The 5,443-nt window shown below is 70.9% G+C and carries 6 protein-coding genes and 1 pseudogene; 6 read left to right on the plus strand and 1 reads right to left on the minus strand.

From position 1 onward, the window contains the following. From NJ376_RS19385 to NJ376_RS19410, 6 genes are all read left to right on the plus strand, one after another. Positions 1-291, plus strand: a 291-nt coding sequence (locus tag NJ376_RS19385; protein WP_305880001.1) for a CoA-transferase, incomplete at its 5' end; no start/stop codon positions are given. A 147-nt stretch (positions 292-438) separates the two neighbouring features. After that, positions 439-1,497 carry an acyl-CoA dehydrogenase family protein gene (locus tag NJ376_RS19390; protein ID WP_252954936.1) on the plus strand — a complete coding sequence of 353 codons (1,059 nt, stop codon included), beginning with the start codon at positions 439-441 and terminating at the stop codon, positions 1,495-1,497. Beyond that, positions 1,494-2,270 carry an enoyl-CoA hydratase/isomerase family protein gene (locus tag NJ376_RS19395; RefSeq protein WP_252954937.1) on the plus strand — a complete coding sequence of 259 codons (777 nt, stop codon included), beginning with the start codon at positions 1,494-1,496 and terminating at the stop codon, positions 2,268-2,270. The genes NJ376_RS19390 and NJ376_RS19395 overlap by 4 nt, the downstream gene beginning before the upstream one ends. Position 2,271: 1 nt before the next feature. Then, positions 2,272-3,441, plus strand: coding sequence for an acyl-CoA dehydrogenase family protein (locus tag NJ376_RS19400; protein WP_252954938.1), 1,170 nt, complete (start codon positions 2,272-2,274; stop codon positions 3,439-3,441). A gap of 95 nt (positions 3,442-3,536) precedes the next feature. Then, on the plus strand, positions 3,537-4,937 hold the full coding sequence (locus NJ376_RS19405; RefSeq protein WP_252954939.1) for an amidase family protein: 1,401 nt from the start codon (positions 3,537-3,539) through the stop codon (positions 4,935-4,937). A gap of 6 nt (positions 4,938-4,943) precedes the next feature. Beyond that, entirely contained in the window at positions 4,944-5,267 is a 324-nt protein-coding gene (locus tag NJ376_RS19410) for a hypothetical protein (protein WP_252954940.1), read from the plus strand. 28 nt (positions 5,268-5,295) lie between these two features. Here the strand turns inward: NJ376_RS19410 and NJ376_RS19415 are convergent. Further along, a pseudogene (locus tag NJ376_RS19415) lies at positions 5,296-5,443 on the minus strand (IS481 family transposase); the annotation flags it as partial.

Raw genomic sequence — 5,443 nt, forward strand, 5'->3', positions numbered from 1 at the left:
GCGACGGGCGAGAACGACACCGCGCCGGCCGTCGGCGGCGCCATGGATCTCGCCGCCGGTGCCAAGCGCGTCTGGGTGGTGATGGAGCACACCACGAAGGATGGGCGGCCGAAGCTGGTGGAGAAGTGCACCTACCCGCTGACGGGGCTGCGCTGCATCCGCCGGGTCTACACCAACCTCGCCGTCATCGACGTGCTGCCGGAGAAGGGCTTCGTGCTGCGTGACCTGGCGCCCGGCGTCACCTTCGAGGAAGTGCAGGCGAAGTCCGTCGCCAAGCTGCACACCAACTGAGTTCCCCATGCCGCCGCTGCGCGGTGCCACGGGGACCCAGGGATCGTCGTGGTCCCGGGAGCTTGCACAGCCTGCCGCGGCGAAGCCGCGGCAGGGCAACGGGAGGGCCGGGTCGGGCCCCCGTCACAGGAACACGGGAATACGCAGATGAGCGCCGCTGTGCAGGATGATCGCGCCGAATCGATCCGGATGATCCGGGACAGCGCCGCGGCGGTGGCCCCGCCGGGCGGCGATCTCAAGCGGGTGCGGGAGCTGCGCTTCCAGGACCCGGGCTTCGACCCTGCGGTGTTCCGCGAAATGGGCGAGATGGGCTGGATCGGGCTGCGCGTGCCGGAAGCGGCCGGCGGCGCCGGCCTCGGCCTCGGCGAGGCCTGCGCCCTGGCCGAGGAGCTGGGCGCCGCGCTGGTGCCGGAGCCGCTGATCCCCGCCATGCTCTCCGCCGCCATCCTCGCCGGCACGCCGCGTCTGGCGAAGCTGCTGGCCGGGGAAGCGGTGCTGCTGACCGCCTGGCAGGAGCGCGCCGATACGCTGGAGGTGCCGGGGAATGCCGATGCCTCGCGCCGCTTCATCCCCATGGCGGCCGGGGCCACCGCGCTGCTGCTGCCGGTGCGGGAGGGCAGAAAGCTCGCCCTCTATGAGCATCCGGCGGCGGGGCTGACGATCGAGCGCACCCAGGATGGCGGCAATGTCGGCAGCTTCACGCCGGACCTCGCCGGCGCCACGAAGCTGGCCGAGGATGTCGGCCCGGCGCTGGAGGCGGCGCTGGAGGAAGCTGCGCTGCTGACCGGCGCCTACCTGCTGGGCGGCATGGAACGCGCCTTCGCCATGACGGTGGACTACCTGAAGACGCGCAGCCAGTTCGGCAGGATCATCGGCACCTTCCAGGCGCTGCAGCACCGCGCGGCGGACCTCAAGATGCAGCTCGCGCTCACCCGCGCCAGCATCGAGAGTGCCGCCGCCGCGCTGGATGAAGGCGCCACGGGCGATGCCCGCCGCGCCGCCGTCTCCCGCGCCAAGGCGCGGGCGGCGGAGGCCTCGCTCCGCGTCACCCGCGAATGCATCCAGCTGCATGGCGGCATCGGCTATACCGACCAGTACGATGTCGGCCTCTACCTGCGGAAGGCCATGGTGCTGGCCAACCAGTATGGCAGCGCCAGCCTGCACCGGAAACGCTTCATGGCAGTGAGCCCGGAGGTGGAGGAATGAGCGGCGAACCGATCTGCCGTGTCGTCAGCGAGCGCGACGGCGGCGTCCTGATCCTCACCATCGACCAGCCGGCGCGGCGCAACGCGCTGGCCATGCCCATCCGCGTCCAGATGATCGAGGCGCTGCGCGCGGCGCAGGGCGATGCCGGCATCCGTGCCATCGTCCTCACCGGCGCCGGCGGGCATTTCTGCTCGGGCGGCGACATCTCCGGCATGGATGTGGACAGCGCCCTGGCGGGGCGGGAGCGCATGCGCCTCTCGCATGAGCTGGTGCGGCTGATGGTGCTCGGCTCGAAGCCCGTGGTCGCGGCGGTGGAAGGCTTCTGCGTCGGCGCCGGCCTCTCGCTCGCCTGCGCCTCCGACACCGTCGTGGCGGCGGAGGATGCGCGCTTCGCCGCCGGCTTCGGCAAGATCGGGCTGATGGCCGATCTCGGCCTGCCGCACACCTTGCCGCTGCGCGTCGGCCAGGGCAGGGCGCGGCAGATCCTGCTCTACCACGGGCAGATGAGCGCGCCGGAGGCGGAGCGCATCGGCCTGATCGACCATGTGGTGCCGCAGGGCCATGCGCTGGCGACCGCGCTGGAGAAGGCGAGGTTCCTCGCCGAACAGGCGCCCGCGCCCATGGCGCTGACCAAGCAGATGCTGGGCGAGGGCCTGGACCGCGCCCTGGAGCAGGAGCGGCATTTCCAGGCGACGCTCTTCCTGACCGAGGATTTCAAGGAAGGCCGCGCCGCCTTCCTCGGCAAGCGCACGCCGCAATTCAAGGGGGCCTGACATGGACGCCATCCGCATCCCGCCGCCCGCCGAGCTGGACAGCCTGGAGGACGAGCATTTCCGCCAGGTGGTCCGCGCCTTCCTGCGCGAGAACTACCCGGAGCATCTGCGCAACCCGCCGAAGCGCCTGCACTGGGCGGAGAACCGGGAATGGTACATGAAGCTGGCCGAGAAGGGCTGGCTCTGCCCCGGCTGGCCGAAGGAATATGGCGGCCTCGGCCTCTCCCCCGCCAAGCAGATCATCCTGACGGAGGAGTATGAGCGCTACGGCGTGGCCCGCACCAACGACCATGGCATCGTCATGCTGGGCCCGCTGGTGATCAAGTACGGCACGGAGGCGCAGAAGACGTTCTTCCTGCCGAAGATCCTCTCCGGCGAGCATGTCTGGTGCCAGGGCTATTCCGAGCCGAATGCCGGCTCCGACCTCGCCGCGCTGCGGACCGAGGCGGTGCTGGATGGCGACCACTACGTCGTCAACGGCCAGAAGATCTGGACCACCCTGGCGATGGACGCCAACTGGATCTTCCTCCTCGTCCGCACCGACAAGAATGCGAAGAAGCAGGAAGGCATCAGCTTCCTCCTGGTCGATATGAAGACGCCCGGCATCACCGTGCGGCCGATCATCAACCTCGAGATGCATGACGAATTCTGCGAGACCTTCTTCGACAATGTCCGGGTGCCGAAGGAGAACCTGGTCGGCACGCTGAACAAGGGCTGGGACATGGCGAAGGCGCTGCTCGGCTTCGAGCGCATCTTCCTCGGCTCCCCCCGCCAGTCCGGCTACGCCCTCTCCCGCCTCAAGCTCCTCGCCGAGCGCATGGGCCTCTGGGAGGATGCGGAGTTCCAGGACCGCTACGCCCGGCTGCGCCTGGAATTCGAGGATCTGAAGGCGCTGTTCGGCACCTTCGTCGAGAAGCTGAAGCGCGGCGAGAGCCTCGGCCCCGACGTCTCCATGCTGAAGGTCATCCAGACCGAGCTCTTCCAGAAGATCACGGATACGATGCTGGAGATCTCCGGCGAGAATGCGGGGCTGCTGGAGCCGATGGAAGGCAACCGCGACCTGAACATCGGCGGGCTCTACATCCAGGCGCGGCCGGCCACGATCTATGGCGGCAGCAACGAGATCCAGCGGAACATCCTCAGCAAGAACGTGCTGGGGCTGCCGGGCTGAGCACGGCGTATACCGGGGGCCCGGGCAGGGCCCCCGTCTCCCGGCCGCCCGGTCCATGGTGTAGAGGATAGGGCGGACCCAGCCGGGAGCATTCCATGACCGATCTCTGGCGCCTCTCCGCCACCGACCTCGCCGCCCGCATCCGTGCCCGGGAGACGTCCGCGCAGGAGGCGACCAAGGCTGCGCTGGCCCGGCTGGAGGCGGTGAACCCCGCCCTCAACGCCGTCATTGCGCATGACCCGAAGCAGGCCCTGGCGGCGGCCGCGGCGGTGGATGCGGCGCTCTCGCGCGGCGAGGATCCCGGCCCGCTCGCCGGCGTGCCCGTGACGGTGAAGGTGAATGTGGACCAGGAGGGCTGGGCCACCACCAACGGCCTCCGGCTGCAGCAGGATCTCATCGCCCGGCAGGACAGCCCGGTGGTGGCGAATCTGAAGCGCGCCGGCGCGGTCATCCTCGGTCGCACCAACACCCCGGCCTTCTCGCTTCGCTGGTTCACCCGCAACTCCCTGCACGGCGCGACGAAGAACCCGCGCGATCCCGGGCTGACGCCGGGCGGTTCCTCCGGCGGTGCGGCGGCGGCGGTCGCGGCCGGCATCGGCGCCATCGGCCATGGCACCGATATCGGCGGCTCCATCCGCTACCCCGCCTATGCCTGCGGCGTGCATGGGCTGCGCCCGACCCTTGGCCGCATCCCGGCCTGGAACGCCAGCGGCCCGGACCGCGGCATCGGCGCCCAGCTCATGGCCGTCTCCGGCCCCATCGCCCGCAGCATCGCCGATCTCCGCCTCGGCCTCGCCGCCATGGCGCAGCAGGATCTGCGCGACCCCTGGTGGACCCCGGCCCCGCTGGAGGGTCCCGCCTTCCCGAAGCGCGCCGCCCTCTGCCTGGCGCCGGATGGCATGAAGGTGCAGCCGGAGGTCGCCGCCGCGCTGCGGGATGCGGCGGCGCGGCTGGAGAAGGCCGGCTGGGCGGTGGAGGAGGTGGCGAACACCCCGCCGCTCGTCGAATGCGCCCGGCTGCAGGCCCTGCTCTGGCTGGCGGAGAGCCGGCGCCCCGGCCCCTCGGTCTTCGAGGCGGAGGGCGACCCGGATGCCATCGCCGTCTCCGGCTTCATGGCGCGGCTCTGCCCGGAGGCGAGCCTCGCGGATTTCCAGGCGGCGCTGCAGGCGCGGGTCGGGCTGCTGCGGCAATGGCTCGCCTTCCTCGGGAAGTATCCGGCGGTGGTCATGCCCGTCTCCGGCGAGCTGCCCTTCCGGGACCATGACGACGTGACGAGCTTCGAGCGGTTCGAGGAAATCGTCATGGCGCAGCTCCCGCAGGTGGGGCTGCCGCTGCTCAGCCTGCCGGGGCTCACCGTCTCCACCGGGCTGGTGGGCCGGGCGCCGGTCGGGGTGCAGATCGTCGGCAGCCGCTACCGGGAGGATGTGCTGCTGGCGGCCGGCGAGGCGATCGAGGCCGGTGGCGTGCCGCCCGCGCCGATCGACCCGGTGGGCTGAGGCACCATGCGCGGTGCGGTGCTGGCCCTGCTGCTGCTGCCGCTCGGCGCCTGTGCCGGGCGGCGGGGCTGCGAGGCGGACTTCCTCAATCAGGGCAGCATGGCGGTGGAGCAGCTCCACCTGGCGCCGGAGGCCGGCGGCCCGGCCACGGACCTGCTGCCGGATGCGGCGCTGCCGCCCGGCGGCAGCCTGCGCCTGCCCTTCCCGGCGGAGGGAAGCTACCGGCTGCGGGCGGTCTGGGTGAATGGGCGGGACGTGGCCCTTGGCGGCCTCCGGGCCTGCGAGGTGAAGCGCGTGGTGGCGGGCGACGCGGCCATGGGTGCGGAATGATGCGCATGGCCACAGAAGGCGCCCAATCCTAGATGTTTGGTCCCGGCATTTGGTGGTGCGGGTCAGCGGTAAACCTGTGTGGCTCGGTGGCCCATGATCGGCAGATGAACTCGTAGGGGGTGAGGCCCTTCAGCGTCTTGAGCCGCCTGGCGTAGTTGTAGGCGTTGAGGAACAGG

The organism is Siccirubricoccus soli, assembly GCF_024178315.1.
In the GTDB taxonomy this organism is placed as follows: domain Bacteria; phylum Pseudomonadota; class Alphaproteobacteria; order Acetobacterales; family Acetobacteraceae; genus Siccirubricoccus; species Siccirubricoccus soli.

Bases quoted from the DNA above. Each gene is read 5' to 3' on its own strand.
- NJ376_RS19410 (WP_252954940.1), top strand. From the start codon at position 4,944: ATGCGCGGTGCGGTGCTGGCCCTGCTGCTGCTGCCGCTCGGCGCCTGT.
- NJ376_RS19390 (WP_252954936.1), top strand. From the start codon at position 439: ATGAGCGCCGCTGTGCAGGATGATCGCGCCGAATCGATCCGGATGATC.
- NJ376_RS19395 (WP_252954937.1), top strand. From the start codon at position 1,494: ATGAGCGGCGAACCGATCTGCCGTGTCGTCAGCGAGCGCGACGGCGGC.
- NJ376_RS19400 (WP_252954938.1), top strand. From the start codon at position 2,272: ATGGACGCCATCCGCATCCCGCCGCCCGCCGAGCTGGACAGCCTGGAG.
- NJ376_RS19405 (WP_252954939.1), top strand. From the start codon at position 3,537: ATGACCGATCTCTGGCGCCTCTCCGCCACCGACCTCGCCGCCCGCATC.